The sequence below is a fragment of the Euzebya rosea genome (assembly GCF_003073135.1).
Classification (GTDB): Bacteria; Actinomycetota; Nitriliruptoria; order Euzebyales; family Euzebyaceae; genus Euzebya; species Euzebya rosea.
In genome coordinates this window covers 25,754-44,966 of the sequence record NZ_PGDQ01000017.1, presented here as the reverse complement: position 1 = coordinate 44,966, position 19,213 = coordinate 25,754, and the positions used below count along the sequence as shown (strand labels likewise).

Below are 19,213 nucleotides of genomic sequence, written 5' to 3'. Positions count from 1 at the left end.
CCGAGCGGGCGGGTCAGCCCAGCAGGTCCGCGATCGCCGCGAGGACCATGCGCACGTTGCGTTCGCTGGCGGAGTGGCCCATCAGGCCGATCCGCCAGGCGCGGCCGGCGAACTGTCCGAGGCCGCCGCCGACCTCGATGCCGTGCTCGTCGAGCAGCCGACGACGCAGCGTCGCCTCCTCGACCCCGTCGGGCAGCCCGACGGTCGTCAGCTGGGGCAGGCGGTGCCCCTCCTGGGCCAGCAGCGGCAGGCCCATCTCGACCAGCCCGTCCTGCAGCATCCCGCCCAGCCGTGCATGACGGGCCCAGCGTGCCTCGAGGCCTTCCTCCAGCAGCAGCTTCAACCCGCGGTGCAGCCCGTAGAGCATCGAGATGGGTGCGGTGTGGTGGTACGTGCGACCGCCGTCCCCGTCGACGTAGGCGAGGATCAGCGACAGGTCCAGGTACCACGACTGCACCGGGGTGGCGCGGGCCCGCAGCTTCGCCACGGCCTTGTCGCTGAACGTCACGGGCGACAGGCCCGGCGGCACGCTCAGGCACTTCTGGGTGCCCGAGTAGGCCGCGTCGACCTGCCATCCGTCGACCTCCACCGGCATGCCGCCGAGGCTGGTGACGGTGTCGAGCACCAGCAGCGTGTCGGTCTCGCCGAGCGCCGCACCGATGTCGGCCACGGGCTGTGCGACACCGGTGGAGGTCTCGGCGTGCACGATCGCCGCGACACGGGCGTCGTGGGCCCGGCAGGCGTCGAGGAACGCCTCGGGTTCGATGATCCGGCCCCAGTCGCGTTCGACGGTGTGCACGTCCGCACCGGCACGGCGCGCCACCTCGGCCAGGCGGCCGCCGAACACACCGTTGACGCCGACGACCACGGGATCACCGGGTTCGATCAGGTTGACCATCGCCGCCTCGAGCCCGGCGCTGCCCGTCCCGCTGATCGGCAGGGTGGCGGCGTTGTCGGTCCGGAACGCCGTGCGCAGGTCCGCCACCACCTCGTCGAGGATCGGCAGGAACGCCGGGTCGAGGTGCCCCAGCAGGGGCCGGCCGAGCGACTCCAGCACCGCGGGGTGCACGTCGGACGGGCCGGGGCCCAGCAGGATGCGGTCGGGAGGGAAGCTCACGGGACGGTCACCTCGAGGGGTCGGCGATGGGTCGACAGGACCCTAGACGTCCCCGACGATCACGAAGGTGTTCAGCGCCTGGATCAGCGCCTCGATGTCACGTTCCTCCACGACCTGCACCTGCACCCGGATGACGAACGCGCGGGAGGAGGGCACGGCCCCGAGGATGATGTATCCCGTCGGCGTCCCACCGCACGAGTCGAACACGTCGACCTGGCCGACGTAGAGGCCGTCGTCGTAGGGCTCGCGGCCGAGGTAGGTGCAGGCCTCGGAGAACGGCCCGACCAGCTCGTCGAGCAGCGTGACCTCGTTCTCGGTCTGCGCCACCTCGCGCGAGGCGGTCACGATGACGGCCGGCACGTCCCAGGTGTCGAGGTACCCCTGCAGGTCCGGTGAGGCGCGGACGTCGAACAGCTGCCGGCCCTGGTCGTCGGTGTAGGGCCGGCCGTCGATGTCGGTCCACTCCGCTGGCACGTCCAGCTGGATGGCGCCGGTGTCGTCGGTGATGGTGACGTAGCTGTCGTAGCTGGTGGCGCCACCGGCACCCATGTCCTCACCGAACTGCTCCATGGCCTCCGTCATGGCCGGGGCAGGCGGGGCTGCCGGAGCCGCCGGGGCGACAGGCGGGGAAGCCGGGGCCGCGGTCGGCGTCGGGGCGGGTGGGACCGTCGCCTCGATCGTGGGGGCGTCCTTCACCCCGGACTCCTCCTCGGTGGTGGGGGCCGGTGGCGCGGGCGGCACCGTGGGTTCCTCGTCCTCCGCTGGCTCCGTCGTGGCGGCCAGCTCGGCGACCGGGGCGTCGTCGCCGCCGCAGGCAGCGAGGAAGAACGCGAGGGCCAGCAGGGCGGCCCCGGTTCGGGTGATGGTGGTCATGTCCCCTCCGGGATGGAAGCTCGCCGGACATCCCGGCACGGACAGTGGTCTACCACTCCCCGAATCCGTGCGCGCAGCAGCAGGGCCCCCGTTTCCCCATCTGTCAGATGTCGGTTGGCGTCAGGCCCCGGACGGCAGGATGGCCACCGCCAGCAGCGCCGCGATCATGCCGAGCAGCACGACCAGCACGACCCCCTTGACCCATGGCTTCTGGTTCATCGTCCCTCCCTTCCACGGGCGCGGACCGCGGCGACGCACGACCAGCAGACGGGATGCTGGAGGACCTCGGTCAGGTCCTCACGGGTGCCGCAGAACGCACACGACTCCCGCGGCTTGCGCATGCGCAGGACCTCGCCGTCCAGGCGGACCTCGAGCTCGTCACCGTCGCCGATGCCCAGCATCCGACGCATCGATGCCGGGATGACCACACGACCCAGGTGGTCGACCTTGCGTCGCACACCCCTCGTGTCGGACGTCGCGTCGTCGCCCGATGCGCCACCCACACCGTCGGTCATGACGGCTCACGATACCCTCCTGCCACGTGTTCACTGACACCCACTGCCACCTGACCATGGCCCCCGACGGGGTCGAGGCGACCGTTGCGCGTGCCCGCGAGGCCGGCGTGACCACGATGGTCTGCGTCGGCACCGACCTCGCCTCCAGCGCCGAGTGCGTGCGGATCGCCGCCACCACACCCGGCGTGTGGGCATCCGTCGGCATCCACCCCAACGACTCCATCGAGGCGACCGACGCGGTGCTCGACCACATCGAGGGCCTGGCGACGAACCCGTCGGTGGTCGCCGTCGGCGAGACGGGGCTGGACTGGTTCCGCGAGGGCGCCCCCCGGATCCGGCAGGAAGAGTCCTTCCGCGCCCACATCCGCATCGCACGGGACCACGACCGCACCCTCGTCATCCACGACCGCGAGGCCCACGACGACATCGTGCGGGTCCTCCACGACGAGAAGCCGCTGCCGCGGGTGGTCTTCCACTGCTTCTCCGGCGGCCCCGACCTGGTGGAGACCTGCGCAGCCGAGGGCTGGTTCATGTCCTTCGCCGGCAACGTGACCTTCAAGAACGCCAAGGACCTGCAGGCGGCCGCCGCAGTCGCGCCGATCGACCTGCTCCTCACCGAGACCGACTCGCCGTTCCTGTCCCCCCACCCCCACCGGGGCAAGACCAACGAACCCGCGCGGGTGGCGGTCACGGCGGCGTTCCTCGGCGAGCTGCACGGCTGCACGCCCGAGGAGATGGGTACGGCGACCAGCGCCAACGCCGTCCGGGCCTTCGCGCTGCCCGACCCGGCGTCGGGCTCGTGACGGGGGCCTCGTGACCGACGACGCCGGCGAGGGGACGCGCGCCCTCCTCGGCGGACGGGAGATCCGCGCGATCCTCGACCGCCACGGACTGCGGCCCACCAAGACCCGCGGACAGAACTTCGTGACCGACCCCAACACGGTGCGCCGCATCGTCCGCGACGCCGGCGTGACCGCAGGCGACCTGGTCGTCGAGGTCGGCCCCGGGCTGGGCAGCCTGACCCTGGCGCTGGTCGAGGCCGGTGCGCGCGTGCTCGCGGTCGAGCTGGACCACGGACTGGCCGGCGCGCTGGCCGAGGTGATCGGCGACGCCGACGTCGAGATCCTCGTCGCCGACGCCCTGGGGGTCAGCTACGCCGACCTGATCGGCGACACCCCGGCCGTGATGGTCGCCAACCTGCCCTACAACGTCGCCACCCCCATCCTGCTGACGGCCCTGCGCGAGGGGGCGCTGTCGGGCTACCACGTCATGGTGCAACGCGAGGTGGGGGAGCGGTGGGTCGCGACCCCCGGGCAGAAGGCCCACGGGGCGGTGAGCATCAAGATCGCGCTGCTCGCCACCGCACGGATCGCCGGTCCGATCAGCCGTCAGGCGTTCCACCCGGTGCCCAAGGTCGACTCCGTCACCGTCGACGTGCGACCGCTGCCCGACGTGGACCCGGCGGAGATGGAACCGGTCATGGCGCTGGTCGACGCGGGCTTCGGACAGCGACGCAAGCTGCTGCGCAACGCCCTGGCCGTGGACGGACGACGACCCGCCGACGTCGATGAGATGCTGGAGGCCGCGGGCATGCCGCTGACCACCCGTGCCGAGGAGCTCGGCCCGGAGGATTGGGTACGGCTCGCCGGCCACGCATAAGGTCACCGCCTGTGTCATCCGCCCCCTGCACGAACGTGCGCGTCCCCGCCAAGGTCAACCTGTTCCTGGCGGTCCGTGGCATCCGTGACGACGGGTACCACGAGCTGGTCACGATCTTCCAGAGCGTGGCGATCACCGACCAGCTGACGCTGCGGATCGAGGGCCGGAGCGAGCTGCTCAACCACCCGGCGGGTGGGCGACGCACCGAGCTGAGCCTGGCGCACGACGCCGGGTCCGCCGTCCCGACCGGACCCGACAACCTGATCGTCCGTGCGGCCCAGCTGCTGGCCGACGCCCGTGGAATCCGCATGGAGCTCGTGCACGAACACGACCCCGTCGTCGGGGTGCGAACCCGGCTGGAGCTGGCCAAGCGCATCCCCGTTGCCGGCGGCATGGCCGGCGGGTCCGCGGACGCCGCCGCTGCGCTCGTCGGGCTCAACGAGCTGTGGGACCTCGGCATCCCGCGCAGCGAGCTGCGGGACATGGCCGCCGACCTCGGGGCCGACGTGCCCTTCACCGTCATGGGTGGCACGGCGCTTGCCACCGGCACCGGCACCGGCTTCGCCCGCGTCCTGTGCCGCGGGGCCTTCCACTGGGTCGTCTGCGCCGCGGAGGAGGAGCTGTCCACCCCGGCGGTCTACAAGGCCTGGGACGACCACTGCACGCCGTCGGAGGTCGAGCCCGACGCGGTCCTCGCGGCCGTCGCCGGCGGCGACCCCGAGGCCCTCGGTGCGGCGCTGCACAACGACCTGCAGCCTGCGGCCGAGGTCCTGCTGCCGAGGTTGGCGGCGGACCGCAAGGCGCTGCTGGACGCCGGGGCGCTCGGGGCGGTCGTCTCGGGGAGCGGTCCGACGATCATCGGCCTCGCCGCGGACGCGCAGGAAGCCCAGCGGATCGCCCGAAGGGTCGCCGGTCGGTTCCCCCGTGTACTGATCACCACCTCCCCCTCGGGGGGTCCCGTCGTCCAGCGCTGCTAACCTGACTGCCCCAGCCTTGGGGGGTGGTGAAATGGCATCACGTCGTCCTTTGGAGTCGAAGTTGAAGGTTCGATACCTTCCCCCCCAGCCAACCGCACACGCGTCGAACCCCGGGATCCGGGAGTGATCGGCGCTGTTGTGCTCGCCGCGGGCAAGGGCACGCGGCTGCGGTCCTCGCGGGCCAAGGTCCTGCACGAGGTGGCCGGCCGGTCGTTGCTCGGCTGGGCCCTGGAAGCCCTGCGCCCGCTCGGCCTCGACCGCGTCGTGGTGGTGGTCGGCCACCAGGCCGACGACGTCGCCGCCGCGGCCGAGGCGATGGACGTCCCGGGCCTGGTCACCGTCCTGCAGGACCCGCAGAACGGCACCGGCCACGCCGTGCGCATGGCTGTGGAAGCCGGTGCGCTCGACGGGCTCGACGAGGTCCTCGTGCTGCCCGGCGACGTGCCCGGGATCACCACCGAGACCCTCACCCGCCTGCGTGCCGACCGGGGTGACGCCGCCGCGTCGGTGCTGACCACCCGCATGCCCGACCCGACCGGCTACGGCCGGATCGTCCGGGACGACGCCGGCAACGTGACCGCCATCGTCGAGCACCGTGATGCCACCGACGTGGAACGCGCCATCGACGAGGTGAACACCGCGATGTTCGCTTTCCGCACCCCCGACCTGCTGCGGGCGCTGTCGTCGCTGACCACCGAAAACGCCCAGGGGGAGGAGTACCTCACCGACACCGTCGCAGCCCTCGCCGTCGACGGCGGCGTCAGGGCCACCGAGGCCGACCCCGACGAGGTCTCCGGTGTCAACGACATGGCCCAGCTGGCGGAGGTCGAGGGGGTCCTGCGGCAGCGCATCCTCCTGCGGCACATGGCCGCCGGCGTGCGCGTCGTCGATCCCGCCACGACCTACGTCGACGCCGAGGTGGTGGTCGAGGCCGACGCGACGATCCTGCCCGGCACGATGCTGGAGGGTCGCACCCACATCGCCGCGGGCGCCACCGTTGGTCCTCACAGTCGGCTGCTCGACACGGTTGTGGGGGAGGGGGCGAGCGTGACCTACACCGTCGCCACGGAGGCCCGCATCGGGCCCGAGGCGACCGTCGGCCCCTACACCCACCTGCGCACCGGCACGGTCCTCGAGCGCGGCAGCAAGGCCGGGGGGTTCGTGGAGATGAAGAAGGCCCACATCGGCGAGGGGTCCAAGGTCCCGCACCTGTCCTACGTGGGGGATGCCGAGGTGGGCAAGGGGGTCAACCTCGGAGCCGGTACCATCACGGTGAACTACGACGGCTTCGACAAGCACACGACCACGATCGGTGACGGGGCGTTCGTCGGCAGCGACAGCATGCTGGTGGCCCCCATCGACATCGGAACCGGCGCCTTCGTCGGCGCGGGATCGACCATCACCACCGACGTGCCCGCTGATGCGCTGGTCGTCGAGCGAGCACAGCCCCGAACCATCGACGGGTGGGCAGCGCGACGTCGCGCCCGTCACGAGCGCGACCACGAGCGCGAGGAGTGACCAGCATGGAGATCATGAACAAGAAGCGGATGCAGATCTTCTCGGGCACGGGGTACACCGCGCTTGCCGAGGACGTCGCCGCCCATCTCGGCATGAAGCTGGGCGACATCGACATCCACCGCTTCGCCAACGGCGAGATCTACTGCCGCATGCAGGAGAACGTCCGCGGCAGCGACGTGTTCATCGTGCAGACCCACTGCGAGCCGGTGAACGCCAACATCATGGAGCAGCTGATCATGATCGACGCCGCCAAGCGCGCGTCGGCCAAGCGGATCACCGCCGTGGTGCCGTTCTACGGCTACGCCCGCCAGGACAAGAAGGCCAAGTCGCGCGAGCCGATCACCGCCAAGCTGCTGGCCGACCTGCTGACCGCGGCGGGCTGCGACCGGGTCGTCAGCGTCGACCTGCACACCGGACAGATCCAGGGCTTCTTCAACGACCCGCTGGACCACCTGACCGCGCTGCCGCTGCTCGTCAACTGGGTCACCGAGAACATCCCCTCCGACGAGGACATCGTCTTCGCGAGCCCCGACGCCGGGCGCGTGCGCCTCGCGGAGAAGTTCCAGTCCCGTGTCCCCGAGGCCGGCATCGCCTTCCTGGCCAAGACCCGCACCGCGCACAACGTCGCCAAGACCCTCGCGGTCGTCGGCGACGTGGAGGGCAAGACCGTCGTGCTGGTCGACGACATGATCGACACCGCCGGCACCCTGTGCGGCGCGGCCGAGGCGCTGGCCGAGCGCGGGGCCAAGCGCGTCCTCGCCCTGGCCACCCACCCGCTGCTGTCGGGCCCGGCCTGTCAGCGGCTGGAGGACAGCGTCATCGAGAAGATCGTGGTCACCTCGACCCTGCCGATCCCCGACAACTGCGGCAGCGACAAGATCGTGCAGCTGTCGATCGCCCCGATCATCGCCAGCACCATGCGCGCGATCTTCGAGGACGAGTCGGTGTCGGAGCTCTTCGACGACGACAACATCTGACCGCCGCTGCGTCCGGTCAGCTCCCCGCGAATGGGCGGGGAGTCGACCGGTGTGGGCTTGCGTCGGGTCAGGCAGCACGCCCCGATCCTCCCGAGGCTGGCTTTCCCCGACGATTGTGCGATCGGGTGCACAGGTGCACCCCTCGCCACAATCGTGGGGGAAAGCCGATCCCGGACAATTGGTCGTCGGCGACGATTGTGCGATCGGGTGCACGGGTGCACCGCTGGCTACGATCGTGGCGCGATGCCAGTCTCGGCCGGCTGATCGGCCCACCGGTGACCCGTCGGGTGGCGGGACGCGAAGGGCTGGCGTACACTCCTCTGCTCCCGCGCGCCGCGGCGTTTCGGCACGCCCGCGCGCCACCCCGGATTCTGTCGTGCTCACGACATCTCGCGGAGCCCGCGAGCCACCCAAGGAGTTCCCAAGATGGCTGACCAAGTTGTGCTGAACGCTGACCCCCGTCCCGGCGACGGGAAGGGTGAGGCGCGCGCGCTGCGTCGTGCCGGCCGTGTCCCCGCGGTGGCCTACGGCGCCGGTCTGGACGCTGCCACCGCCGTGCACGTCGACGCCGCCGACCTGCGCCACGCGCTGGCCACCGACGCCGGTGAGAACGTCGTGATCCAGATGGACATCGCCGGTGACACCCACCTGACGATGCCGCGCGAGATCCACCGCCACCCCGTCCGTCGTGACGTACTGCACGTGGACTTCGTCGCCATCGACAAGAACGTCAAGGTGACCGTCGAGATCCCGCTGCACGTCGAGGGCGAGGTCGAGGGTGCCGTGGTCAACCAGGTCATGAACTACCTGACCGTGGACGTGCTGCCCCTCGAGGTCCCCGAGTACTTCACCACCACCGTCGAGGGCCGCGAGGTCGGCGACGTGGTCCGCGCCGGCGAGGTCGAGCTGCCCGAGGGCGTCGACCTGCTGGACGACCCCGAGCGCACCGCCGTCACGATCAACCTGCCCGACACCTCCCCCGTCGAGGACGAGGACGAGGCTGCCGAGGGCGAGGCCGCTGAGGGCGAGGCCGCCGAGGCTGCCGAGGGCGGCGAGGAGTAGCACGCGATGCTCGCCCGCTGGCGAGCGCGACGTGAACACGGTCGCGACCGCGAGGAGGAGTCCACCATGGACCGCTGGCTCGCGGTCGGCCTGACCAACCCCGAGGCCGAGTACGGCGGCACCCGACACAACATCGGGGCCGACGTCATCCGTGCCGCCGCCGCGCGGCACGGCGTGGACCTCAAGCCGCACAAGGCCCAGGCGCTGGTCGCCGACACCTTCGTGCAGGCCGGCGCCGACCGCATCCCGGTCACCCTGGCCGTGCCCTACGGGTACATGAACAACTCCGGCGGGCCCGTCCAGCAGCTCGTGCGGTTCTACAAGGTGCCGACCGAACGCCTCGTCGTGGTCCAGGACGAGCTGGACCTCGATCCCGGCGTCCTGCGCCTCAAGCGCGGCGGCTCCGGCGGGCACAACGGCATCCGGGACATCAACCAGCGCCTCGGGGCCAAGGACTACATCCGGCTGCGGTTCGGCATCGGCCGGCCGCCCGGCCGCATGCCCGGCGCCAAGTACGTCCTGCAGAAGTTCCCTGCCAAGGAACGCGCCGACGTCATCGACGTGGCCGTCGAGCATGCCGTCGACGCGCTGGTCCAGGTCATCAGCGAGGGCCTCGAGGCGACCCAGAACCGGGTCCACACCGCCTGAGGCGGCGGAAAACTTCCCCACATCGCTTCGTCCCCGGCCGGGCGCGCCGATGAGGACTCACGCCATGACCGAGACCCTCAAGCTCGGAGCCGGCGCCCTTGCGACCGTCCAGGTCGCGCGTCGCCCGATCCTCACCGCCGATGACCAGCACACCCCGCTGGGCTACGAGCTGCTGTTCCGTGACAGCGGCGGCTTGTTCAGCGCGTTCACCGAGGTCGACGAGTTCCGTGCCACCTCCGAGGTCGTCAGCCACAGCGTCCTGACCCTCGGTGTGGACACCGTCGTCGGCGACCACCTGGCGTTCGTCCGCTTCCCGCTGGCCCAGTTCGTCGACTCCACCCCGCTGCTGATGCCGCCGGACCAGTCGACGCTGGAGCTGGGCCGCGACGTGTGGGCGTCCCGCAACCGCGACGCCGTCCTGGCCCGCTGCCAGGAGTACCGCCGACGCGGCTACCGCATCGCCCTGGCCGACTTCTTCTGGACCGCGTCGTGCCAACCCCTGCTGGCCATCGCGGACTTCGTCAAGGTCGACCTCCGTGGCAAGGACCGCGAGGAGATCGAGGCGGCCCTGGCACCCATCCGCGAGCACGGCTGCGCCGTCATCGCCACCAGCGTGGACACTGCCGAGGACCGCGACCACGTCGTGGCCGCCGGTGTCGACTACGTCCAGGGGTTCTTCTTCTCCTCCGCCCGCGTGATCGAGGGCCGCGAGCTGCCCGGCCACAAGGTCGCCTACCTGCAGCTGCAGCGGCTGGCCTACGCCGAGGACATGGACTTCGCCCAGGTCGCACGGGTCATCAAGACCGACGTCGCCCTGTCGTTCAAGCTGCTGCGGTTCGTCAACAGCGCCCACTTCGGGTTCCGCGGTCGCATCGAGTCCCTCGAACGTGCCCTCGTGATGCTCGGCATCGAGAACGTGCGTCGGTGGGTCAGCGTCGCCACCGTCAGCGGCCTGTCGGACCCGGGCCCGCGCGAGCTGGCGCTCGTGTGCGCCATCCGGGCCCGGTTCTGCGAGTCGCTCGGCACCCGGCTGGGCGTCGCCACGCCCCACGCCTGCTTCAGCCTCGGCATGTTCAGCCTGATCGACGTCATGCTCGGCCGCTCGATGGCCGACGCGCTGGCCGACGTCTCCATGGACCCCGAGGTGACCGACGCCCTGCAGGGCGAACCCGGTGCGCTGCAGGACCTGCTGGACATCGTCGTCGCCTACGAGCGCGGCCAGTGGGACACCGTGTCGGCCATCGCCGAGCAGCACCGCTGGCCCGAGACCGAGCTCATCGGCCTGTACCTCGACGCGATCGAGTGGGGTCGCGAGTTCTTCGGGTCCACCGCAGTGGCTGCCTGAGCCGCCGACCGGTCGGTGGGCCGGTTGTCCGAGGACGGTCGGCACGTCACCATTGACGCCCCCATGAGCGCCGCCCCGCTGCCCGCCACCGATGTGCGCGGCCCCCTCTCCTCCCTGCTCTCGCGCGCCGGGGAGGACTTCGACGACCTCGCCTTCACCAGCGAGGCCACCGTCAGTCCGCCGCTGCGGCCCTACGTCATCGCCCACCTCGCCAAGCGGCGTCCGCTGCTCGTCGTCACCCCCACGACCAAGGACGCCGAGGCCCTCGCCGACGACATCGGCGCGTTCGTCGGCACCGACGCGGTCGCCATCTTCCCGTCGTGGGAGACGCTGCCGCACGAACGCCTGTCGCCCCAACCCGCCACGGTCGGACAGCGCCTGCGGGTCCTCGACCAGCTGCGCCGTGACGCGCTGCGCATCGTCGTCGCCCCCGTCCGTGCCGTCCTGCAGCCCATGGACCCGCGGCTGGCCGAACGGGTGCCGCTGACGGTCTCCGCCGGATGGGACGGTGGGCCGACGGTGCTGGTCGACCAGCTGGCCACCCTCGGCTACACCCGCTCGTCGCTGGTCACCCAGCGCGGTGAGTTCGCCTCCCGCGGCGGCATCGTCGACGTGTTCCCGACCACCGGCGACCACCCCGTCCGCATCGAGTTCTGGGGCGACGACGTCGACGGCCTGCGCGAGTTCGCCATCGCCGACCAGCGTGCGCTGGAGACCGTCGACGAGGTCGTCATCCATGCCGCCCGCGAGCTGGTGCTGGACGCCGAGACCGCCGGCACCGCCCGCAAGATGGCCGAGCAGGTCCCGGCCCTGGCCGACCAGCTGCACATGCTGGCCGACGGCGTCGCCTTCGAGGGCGTGGAGGGCCTGGTCACCGCCATCCACCCCACCCCGGCCCACCTGCCCGACCTGATGCCGGACCGCACCGGGTTGGTCATCGTCGACCCGACCCAGTCCCACGATCGTGCCGCCCAGCTGGTCGACCAGGCCGCCGAGCTGATGATCACCGACTGGGAGCAGCTGGCGGCCGCCGCCGGCACCGACGGGCGTGCGGCCGTCGACGCGGCCCACGAACGCAACGAGCGGGCCGGGTTCGCCGACCTCGACGAGGTCGTCGAGGGCTACGAGCGGGGCGGGACCGGCAAGGTCTGGCGGCTGACCCCGTTCACGACCGCCGACTCGTTCTTGAAGCTGACGGCCCGTCCGTGGGACACCTTCAAGGGCGACGTGGTCAGCGCCGCCCAGACCGTCAAGCGCTACCTGGCCGGTACCGACGAACGCGACCCGATGACGGTCGTGCTGACCACCGCCGGGCACGGTCCGGCGCTGCGCCTCGCCGAGGTCCTGCGTGCCGAGGGCGTCCCCGTCGACGTGCCCAAGCGGCCTGACGATCCCGACGTCGACCCCCTCGCCCTCGTCCCCTCCAGCCCCGACGGCCGCGCCCACATCGTCGAGTGCGACCTGCGGACCGGCTTCCTGAGCGAACGCGAGGGCATCTGCCTGCTCGGCGAGTTCGACCTCTTCGGACCCCGACGGACCCGCGCCGGCCGACGGCTGCCCAGCCGCCGAGCTGCCCAGCAGGCGGTCCTGGACCTGGAGGAGGGCGACCCGATCGTCCACAGCGTCCACGGCGTCGGCCGCTACGTCGGGATGGTCACCCGCGAGCTGCGGGGCACCACCACCCTGGGCGGCGGCAGCGCCGGGAAGATCACCCGCGACTACGTCATCGTGGAGTACGCCGGCGCCGACCGGCTGTTCGTCCCCTCCGACCAGGTCGACACGCTCGCCAAGTACGTGGGCGGCGAGGACCCCAAGGTCATGAGGATGGGCGGGGCCGACTGGGACCGCGCCCGCGGCAAGGTCAAGGCCGCCGTCGAGGAGATGGCCAGCGAGCTGATCCGGCTGTACCAGGCGCGCATGCACTCGCCCGGCCACGCATTCAGCCCCGACTCGACCTGGCAGGCCGAGCTCGAGCAGGCCTTCCCGTACCCAGAGACCCCCGACCAGCTCGAGGCCATCGACGCGGTCAAGGAGGACATGGAGTCGCCGGTCCCGATGGACCGGCTGATCTGCGGCGATGTCGGCTTCGGCAAGACCGAGGTGGCCGTCCGCGCCGCCGCCAAGGCCGTGTTCGACCACAAGCAGTGCGCGGTCCTCGTGCCCACCACCCTGCTGGCCCAGCAGCACGGCGAGACCTTCACCGAACGGTTCAGCGGGTTCCCCGTCAACATCGCGGTGCTCAGCCGGTTCGCCAGCCCCAAGGAGCAGAAGGAGATCCTCGACGGGCTCGCCGCCGGCACCGTCGACCTGGTCATCGGGACCCACCGCCTGCTCAGCAAGGACATCGAGTTCAAGGACCTCGGCCTGCTGATCGTGGACGAGGAGCAGCGGTTCGGCGTCACCCACAAGGAACGCCTCAAGCAGATGAAGACCTCGGTGGACGTGCTGACGATGTCGGCAACACCCATCCCGCGGACCATGGAGATGGCGATCACGGGCATCCGTGACCTGTCCACCATCGAGACCGCACCCGAGGAACGCCAGCCCATCGTCACCCAGGTCGGGCCGATGGACGAGAACCTCGCGGCGCTGGCGATCCGTCGCGAGATGCTGCGCGAGGGCCAGGTCTTCTGGCTGCACAACTCCGTGCGCACCATCCACGCGGCCGCCGAACGCATCAAGGAGCTGGTCCCCGGCGTACGGGTCGGCATCGGCCACGGCCAGATGAGCGAGTCGGAGCTGGAGCAGGTGATGCTGGACTTCTGGCATCGCGAGTTCGACGTGCTCGTCGCCACGACGATCATCGAGTCGGGCCTGGACATCCCCAACGCCAACACGCTGATCGTCGAGCGCGCCGACCTCTTCGGCCTGGCTCAGCTGTACCAGCTGCGCGGCCGCGTCGGGCGGTCCCGCGCCCGCGGCTACGCCTACCTGTTCCACCCGGCCGACGCCTCCCTCACCGAGGAGGCCTACAAGCGGCTGGAGTCCATCGCCACGCACACCCAGCTGGGGTCGGGCATGTCGATCGCCCTGAAGGACCTCGAGATCCGTGGCGCCGGTTCGATGCTTGGGGCCGACCAGTCCGGCTCGGTGGCCACCGTCGGCTTCGAGGCCTACAGCCAGCTGATGGCCGAGGCCGTCACCGAGCTGACACAGGGCAAGCCGACCGAACGCGAGCCCGAGGTGAAGGTCGACCTGCCCATCGACGCCCACATCCCCAAGGACTACATCGCCGACGAGGGCCTGCGGCTGGAGGCCTACCGGACGATCGCCAGCGTCCGCGACGCCCGCGGCGTCAAGAACGCCAAGGCCGAGCTCAAGGACCGCTACGGCCCGCTGCCCGACCCCGTCGAGCGGCTGCTGACGGTGGCCGCGCTCAAGGCGGCGCTGCGACGCTGGGGGGTGACGGAGATCTCCACCACGCCACGGCGGACGGTGCGGATCCACCCGGTGAAGCTGACGGAGTCCCAGCAGGTGCGGCTGCAGCGGACCGACCGCAACGCCCTGTACAACCCGTCGGCGGAGCTCGTCGAGCTGCGCATGCCGGCCAAGGGATCGGTCGACCTGATCGGGTGGCTGGCCAAGCGGCTCAAGGACCTCTTCGCGAGCAAGTAGCATTCCGCCGGGGCCCATCGTGGCCCTGTCGTCCCCTGCAGCTGTCTACCCCCACCCTCCGATGCCTCGACTCCTCCCACTCCTGCTCGTCCTCGGCCTGCTGGCCACCGCCTGCGGGCAGACCGTCGGCAACCCCGGCGTCGCCGCTGCCGTCGGCGACCGCAACATCGAGGTGTCGCTGGTCCAGGACCGCTTCCTCGAGCGCGCCGACTCCGCTGCCTACGCCGAGGCGGTCGCCCAGCTGGGCGAAGCCGACGCCGAGATCCAGGAGCGGTCCCGCATCCTCGGCCAGTTCATCGTCGAGGCGCTGCTGGAGGCCGCGCTCGACCAGCGCGGCCTGGACCTGCCGACCGAGGAGGATGTGCAGGCCGAGCTGCAGGGCATCATCGACCAGTTCCCCGACGAGGCGACGTTCGAGACCGAGCTGGCCGCCGCCGGGCTGACCCTGGAGGGGCTGACCGAGCAGGTTCGCCTCCAGACCCTCGCCCAGGCCATCGAGGCCGACATCGCGGCAGGTGTCGAGGTCACCGACGAGGAGATCCAGGACCTCTACGAGCAGCAGGTCGCCCTCCCCGAGGTCGCCCACATCCTGGTCGAGACCGAGGACGAGGCGCTGGACGTCATCGCCGAGCTGGAGGACGGCGCGGACTTCGAGGCCCTGGCGCTCGAGCGCTCCCTCGACACCGGCAGCGCCCAGCAGGGTGGCGTCGTCGGCCAGCTGACCCCCGGCGCCTTCGTCGAGCCCTTCGAGCTGGCCGCTTCGGACCTCGAGCCGGGCGAGATCAGCGAGCCGGTCGAGACCCAGTTCGGCTGGCACGTCATCCGCACCTCCGCCCCGCCGGAGCTGGACGACGAGCTGCGGGCCCAGATCGAGGAGAGCCTCCAGCAGCAGGGCAGCCAGCAGGCCATGCAGGCGTTCATGATCGGCCTCAGCAACGTCGAGGAGGTCACCGTCAACCCGCGCTTCGGTCGCTGGGACGGGGCGCAGCAGATCGTCGTCGCCGGTGACCCGCTGGGCGACCTCCAGCCGGCTGGCGGAGCCGCAGCGGACGGCCTGCAGGACCAGCCTGCGCTGCCGCCGACCGAGCAGCCCGGCTAGCCCACGGGCCGCGCCACCGGCGCACCCCACATGGACGACACCACCGCCGCCCCCATGCCCCGGCTGGTCCTGATCGACACCGTCGACCAGCTGCCGGGCCTCCTTCCCCTGCACGCCTTCCAGGCGCTCCGCAGCTGCGACCTGATCGTGCTGTCCGGTCCCGAGCACCCCATGGCCCACCACCTGGACATGGCGGAGGAGCGCTACGAGACGGTGCCCACCGACGTCGGCGAACGTGCCATGGGCCGCGCCGAGATGCTCGGCGGCCTGTCGCTTGTCGACAAGGCCCGCGCCACCTGGGTGCTGGACCGCGCGAAGGCCGTCGGGTCCGTCGGCTACGTGCTGGGCCCCGACGACACCGACGCCTTCACCAGCTCCCTCGGCATGGAGGCGGCCCGCGAGGCCGTCGAGGTCGAGGTCGTCTACTTCGGCCTGGCACCCAAGGGCGTCAAGGTCCTGGACCTCGTGCGGGTGCAGGAACGGCTGCTCGCGCCCGACGGCTGCCCGTGGGACGCCGAGCAGACCCACGAGTCCCTGGCGCCCTACGCCATCGAGGAAGCCCACGAGCTGGCCGAGGCCATCGCCGAGGGTGACCCTGTGGGCATCGCCGAGGAGCTCGGCGACGTGCTCATGCAGGTGACGTTCCACGCCGAGCTGTCCGGGGAGTTCGACATCGACGCCGTCGCCCAGGGGATCAGCGACAAGCTGATCCGGCGGCACCCCCACGTCTTCGCCGACGTGGTGGCCGACGACGCCGAGACCGTCGTCGCCAACTGGGAGGACATCAAGGCCGAGGAGAAGCCCGAGCGGACCGGCCCCTTCGACGGGGTGCCGCGCGGCCTGCCGGCGGTCGCCGCCGCCGCCAAGGTCCAGTCGCGGGCCGAACGCCTCGGCTTCGCCTGGCCCGACGTCGCCTCGGCCGCCGAGCAGGTGGCCGAGGAGCTCGAGGAGGTCCTCGACGCCGAGGACGACACCCATCGTGCCGAGGAGATCGGCGACCTGCTGTTCGCCGTCGTCTCGATGGCCCGTGCCGCCGGCACCGACCCCGAGCAGGCCCTTCGCGGCGCGGTCAGCCGGTTCCGCAGCCGGTTCGAACGCACCGTCGACACGCTGGCGACGGAGGGTGTCGACCCTGCTGGCCTGTCGGAGGACGACTGGCGGGCACGCTGGACCGAGGCGCGTGACGCCGAGTAGGCTCACCTGACTGCAACCGCTTACAGGCCGCAGGATGATGAACGCCACAATCGGAGATGTAGCCGCGAGGGCCGGCGTGTCGGTCGCGACGGTGAGCCGTGCCCTCCGGGGCCTGCCCAACGTCGCAGGGTCGACCCGCGAACGTGTGCTGCGTGCCGCGGCCGAGCTGGACTACGTCGTCAACCCCAACGCGTCGAGGCTGGCTGCCGGCCGCAACCTGACCGTGGCGGCGGTCGTCCCCCACACGCAGGGCTGGTACTTCCAGGCCGTCCTCGCCGGCGCCCAGTCGGTGCTGGAGGGGCAGGGCTACGACATGCTGCTGTACTCCCTGCCGACCCCGGCCGCGCGAGAGCGGTTCCTGACGCTCCTGCCGTTCCGCAAGCGCGTCGACGGCGTCCTGCTGATCGACATCCCCCTCACCGACCCCGAGCAGCGCATGCTGGCGGGCCTCGGGACCGACATCGTCAGCGTCGGCGAGCGTGGGGCCCACTACCCGGGCGTGTCCATCGACAACACCGCCGCGGGTCGGACGGCCACCGAGTACCTGCTGGACCTCGGCCACCGCCACGTCGGGCTGATCGGGGGGCTGCTGGAGGACCCGATGCGGTTCCGGGTCGGCCGCGACCGGCGAGAGGGCTGGCTGCGGGCGCTGCGGGAACACGATGTCGCCCCGGACCCGTCGTGGGAGTTCTACGGTGACTTCCGCCTCATCGACGGCGTGCACGGCATGGACACGTTGTTCTCGGCACACCCCGACCTGACGGCGGTCTTCTGCATGTCCGACGAGATGGCCATCGGCGCCCTGCGGGCGATCAAGGAGCGCGGCCTCCGCTGTCCCGAGGACGTGTCCGTCGTCGGGTTCGACGACCACGAGGTGTCCTCCTACATCGGGCTGACGACGGTCTCCCAGCCCATGCACCTGCTGGGTCGGACCGCCGGGGAGATCCTGCTGTCGCTGGCCCGCGACGAGGACATCGGGCACTATCCGCGCCACCTGCCCACGTCGCTGGTGGTCCGCGAGACCGCCGCGCCGCTGGTGCAGCACCCCCGCTGACCCGGCCCGCGTTGTGGTGTGGCTGGAGTGACCTAAAGTTGCTGCTGTGGCTCGTGTGGTGTCATGAGGCCCAGCGGTTCCCCCGAGGAGGACCCATCATGGAGATCATCGACGTCGCAGCCAGGGAGATCCTGGACTCACGCGGCAACCCGACAGTCGAAGTAGAGGTGCTGCTCGAGGACGGGAGCACCGGCCGGGCCGGCGTGCCGAGCGGTGCGTCCACCGGCGCGTTCGAGGCCGTGGAGCTCAGGGACGGCGGTGACCGCTACGGCGGCAAGGGCGTCCTGCAGGCCGTCGCCAACGTCAACGAGCAGATCCGTCCGCTGCTGGTCGGCTACGACGCGACCGACCAGCGCGACATCGACGATGCGCTGCTGGACCTCGACGGCACCGCCAACAAGGGTGAGATCGGCGCCAACGCCATCCTCGGCGCCAGCCTCGCCGTCGCCAAGGCCGCGGCCGTCTCGCGCGGCTTGCCGCTGTACGCCTACCTGGGTGGGCCCAACGCCCACGTCCTGCCCGTCCCGATGATGAACATCATCAACGGTGGCTCGCACGCGGAGTCCTCGGTGGACTTCCAGGAGTTCATGATCGCCCCGGTCGGTGCCCCCACGTTCGCCGAGGCCCTCCGGATGGGCACCGAGGTCTACCACCAGCTCAAGAAGGTGCTGTCGGGCCGCGGCCTGAACACCGCCCTGGGTGACGAGGGTGGTTTCGCCCCGGACCTGCCGTCGGTGGACGCTGCCCTGGACCTCATCGCCGAGGCCATCGGCAACGCCGGGTACGCCGTCGGCGATGACGTGGCCCTCGCGATGGACGTCGCGAGCAGCGAGTTCTTCGAGGACGGCACCTACCGCCTGGAGGGGGAGGGCCGCTCGCTGTCCTCCGCCGAGATGGTCGACCTGCTGGCCGACCTCGTCGACCGGTACCCGATCGTGTCGATCGAGGACGGCCTGGACGAGGACGACTGGGACGGCTGGACCGCGCTCAACAGCGCGATCGGTGACCGCTGCCAGCTGGTCGGCGACGACCTGTTCGTGACCAACGTCGAGCGCCTCTCCAAGGGCATCGAGCTCGAGTCGGCCAACAGCGTGCTGGTGAAGGTCAACCAGATCGGCACCCTGACCGAGACCCTCGAGACGATGGAGATGGCCCACCGCAACGGCTGGACCTGCATGGTCAGCCACCGGTCGGGCGAGACCGAGGACGTCACCATCGCCGACCTGGCCGTCGCGGTGAACGCCGGGCAGATCAAGACCGGCGCGCCGGCGCGGTCGGACCGGGTCGCCAAGTACAACCAGCTGCTGCGCATCGAGGGGATGCTCGGCGACGCCGCCCGTTACGCGGGGGCGAGCGCCTTCAAGCAGCGCCGATAGGACACATGGCAGAGCCCGCCCGATCCCGCTCCACCGGCCGGTCCCCGCGACCGGCCGGTCGTCGCGCGCCCACATCGCGGAAGGCGGCTTCCGGGAAGGCGGCTTCCAGGAAGGCGGCTTCCGGGAAGAAGGCGCCGGCGAAGGGTCGGGCGGCAGCGGGGAAGACACCGGCGAAGGGTCGGTC

16 protein-coding genes and 1 tRNA gene are annotated in these 19,213 nt (G+C 71.2%); 14 read left to right on the top strand and 3 right to left on the bottom strand.

Annotated features, from left to right (window positions below):
• Positions 1-13: 13 nt before the first annotated feature.
• The 3 genes from CUC05_RS20030 to CUC05_RS20020 all read right to left on the bottom strand — a co-directional run bounded on the left by CUC05_RS20030 (position 14) and on the right by CUC05_RS20020 (position 2,505).
• A complete protein-coding gene (locus tag CUC05_RS20030) occupies positions 14-1,117 on the bottom strand; it encodes a pyridoxal-phosphate-dependent aminotransferase family protein (protein WP_108667910.1) in 1,104 nt (367 codons plus the stop codon).
• Positions 1,118-1,159: 42 nt separating this feature from the next.
• Positions 1,160-1,990, bottom strand: a complete 831-nt coding sequence (locus tag CUC05_RS25445) for a hypothetical protein (RefSeq protein WP_205712450.1) — start codon at positions 1,988-1,990, stop codon at positions 1,160-1,162.
• Positions 1,991-2,205: 215 nt separating this feature from the next.
• A complete protein-coding gene (locus CUC05_RS20020) occupies positions 2,206-2,505 on the bottom strand; it encodes an AbrB/MazE/SpoVT family DNA-binding domain-containing protein (protein WP_108667909.1) in 300 nt (99 codons plus the stop codon).
• A gap of 26 nt (positions 2,506-2,531) precedes the next feature.
• Here CUC05_RS20020 and CUC05_RS20015 point away from each other — a divergent pair, with 26 nt between their 5' ends.
• The 14 genes from CUC05_RS20015 (at position 2,532) to eno (ending at position 19,029) form a co-directional block, all read left to right on the top strand.
• Positions 2,532-3,308, top strand: a complete 777-nt coding sequence (locus CUC05_RS20015) for a TatD family hydrolase (protein WP_108667908.1) — start codon at positions 2,532-2,534, stop codon at positions 3,306-3,308.
• Between the two features lie 10 nt (positions 3,309-3,318).
• The gene (gene rsmA / locus CUC05_RS20010) at positions 3,319-4,164 is read left to right on the top strand and encodes a 16S rRNA (adenine(1518)-N(6)/adenine(1519)-N(6))-dimethyltransferase RsmA (RefSeq protein WP_108667907.1); all 846 of its coding nucleotides are present in this window, start codon (positions 3,319-3,321) and stop codon (positions 4,162-4,164) included.
• A gap of 11 nt (positions 4,165-4,175) precedes the next feature.
• Positions 4,176-5,141, top strand: a complete 966-nt coding sequence (locus tag CUC05_RS20005) for a 4-(cytidine 5'-diphospho)-2-C-methyl-D-erythritol kinase (protein ID WP_157965804.1) — start codon at positions 4,176-4,178, stop codon at positions 5,139-5,141.
• Positions 5,142-5,158: 17 nt separating this feature from the next.
• Positions 5,159-5,232: transfer RNA gene (locus tag CUC05_RS20000), tRNA-Gln, on the top strand.
• 32 nt (positions 5,233-5,264) lie between these two features.
• Positions 5,265-6,659 (top strand): bifunctional UDP-N-acetylglucosamine diphosphorylase/glucosamine-1-phosphate N-acetyltransferase GlmU, encoded by a 1,395-nt coding sequence (gene glmU, locus CUC05_RS19995; RefSeq protein WP_108667905.1) that lies wholly within the window; start codon positions 5,265-5,267, stop codon positions 6,657-6,659.
• Between the two features lie 5 nt (positions 6,660-6,664).
• Positions 6,665-7,636: a ribose-phosphate diphosphokinase gene (locus CUC05_RS19990; RefSeq protein ID WP_108667974.1), complete on the top strand. Its 972-nt coding sequence runs from the start codon at positions 6,665-6,667 to the stop codon at positions 7,634-7,636.
• Positions 7,637-8,062: 426 nt separating this feature from the next.
• Positions 8,063-8,698: a 50S ribosomal protein L25 gene (locus CUC05_RS19985; protein WP_108667904.1), complete on the top strand. Its 636-nt coding sequence runs from the start codon at positions 8,063-8,065 to the stop codon at positions 8,696-8,698.
• A 66-nt stretch (positions 8,699-8,764) separates the two neighbouring features.
• Complete coding sequence (gene pth, locus CUC05_RS19980; RefSeq protein WP_205712448.1) at positions 8,765-9,346, top strand: aminoacyl-tRNA hydrolase; 582 nt, start codon at positions 8,765-8,767, stop codon at positions 9,344-9,346.
• A 64-nt stretch (positions 9,347-9,410) separates the two neighbouring features.
• Positions 9,411-10,691, top strand: coding sequence for an EAL and HDOD domain-containing protein (locus tag CUC05_RS19975; RefSeq protein WP_170128073.1), 1,281 nt, complete (start codon positions 9,411-9,413; stop codon positions 10,689-10,691).
• A 63-nt stretch (positions 10,692-10,754) separates the two neighbouring features.
• A complete protein-coding gene (gene mfd / locus CUC05_RS19970) occupies positions 10,755-14,306 on the top strand; it encodes a transcription-repair coupling factor (RefSeq protein WP_157965803.1) in 3,552 nt (1,183 codons plus the stop codon).
• A 61-nt stretch (positions 14,307-14,367) separates the two neighbouring features.
• Entirely contained in the window at positions 14,368-15,405 is a 1,038-nt protein-coding gene (locus CUC05_RS19965; protein ID WP_108667900.1) for a peptidylprolyl isomerase, read from the top strand.
• A gap of 30 nt (positions 15,406-15,435) precedes the next feature.
• Complete coding sequence (gene mazG, locus CUC05_RS19960; RefSeq protein ID WP_108667899.1) at positions 15,436-16,599, top strand: nucleoside triphosphate pyrophosphohydrolase; 1,164 nt, start codon at positions 15,436-15,438, stop codon at positions 16,597-16,599.
• 34 nt (positions 16,600-16,633) lie between these two features.
• The gene (locus tag CUC05_RS19955; protein WP_108667898.1) at positions 16,634-17,653 is read left to right on the top strand and encodes a substrate-binding domain-containing protein; all 1,020 of its coding nucleotides are present in this window, start codon (positions 16,634-16,636) and stop codon (positions 17,651-17,653) included.
• Positions 17,654-17,751: 98 nt separating this feature from the next.
• A complete protein-coding gene (gene eno, locus CUC05_RS19950) occupies positions 17,752-19,029 on the top strand; it encodes a phosphopyruvate hydratase (protein WP_108667897.1) in 1,278 nt (425 codons plus the stop codon).
• Positions 19,030-19,213 lie beyond the last annotated feature (184 nt).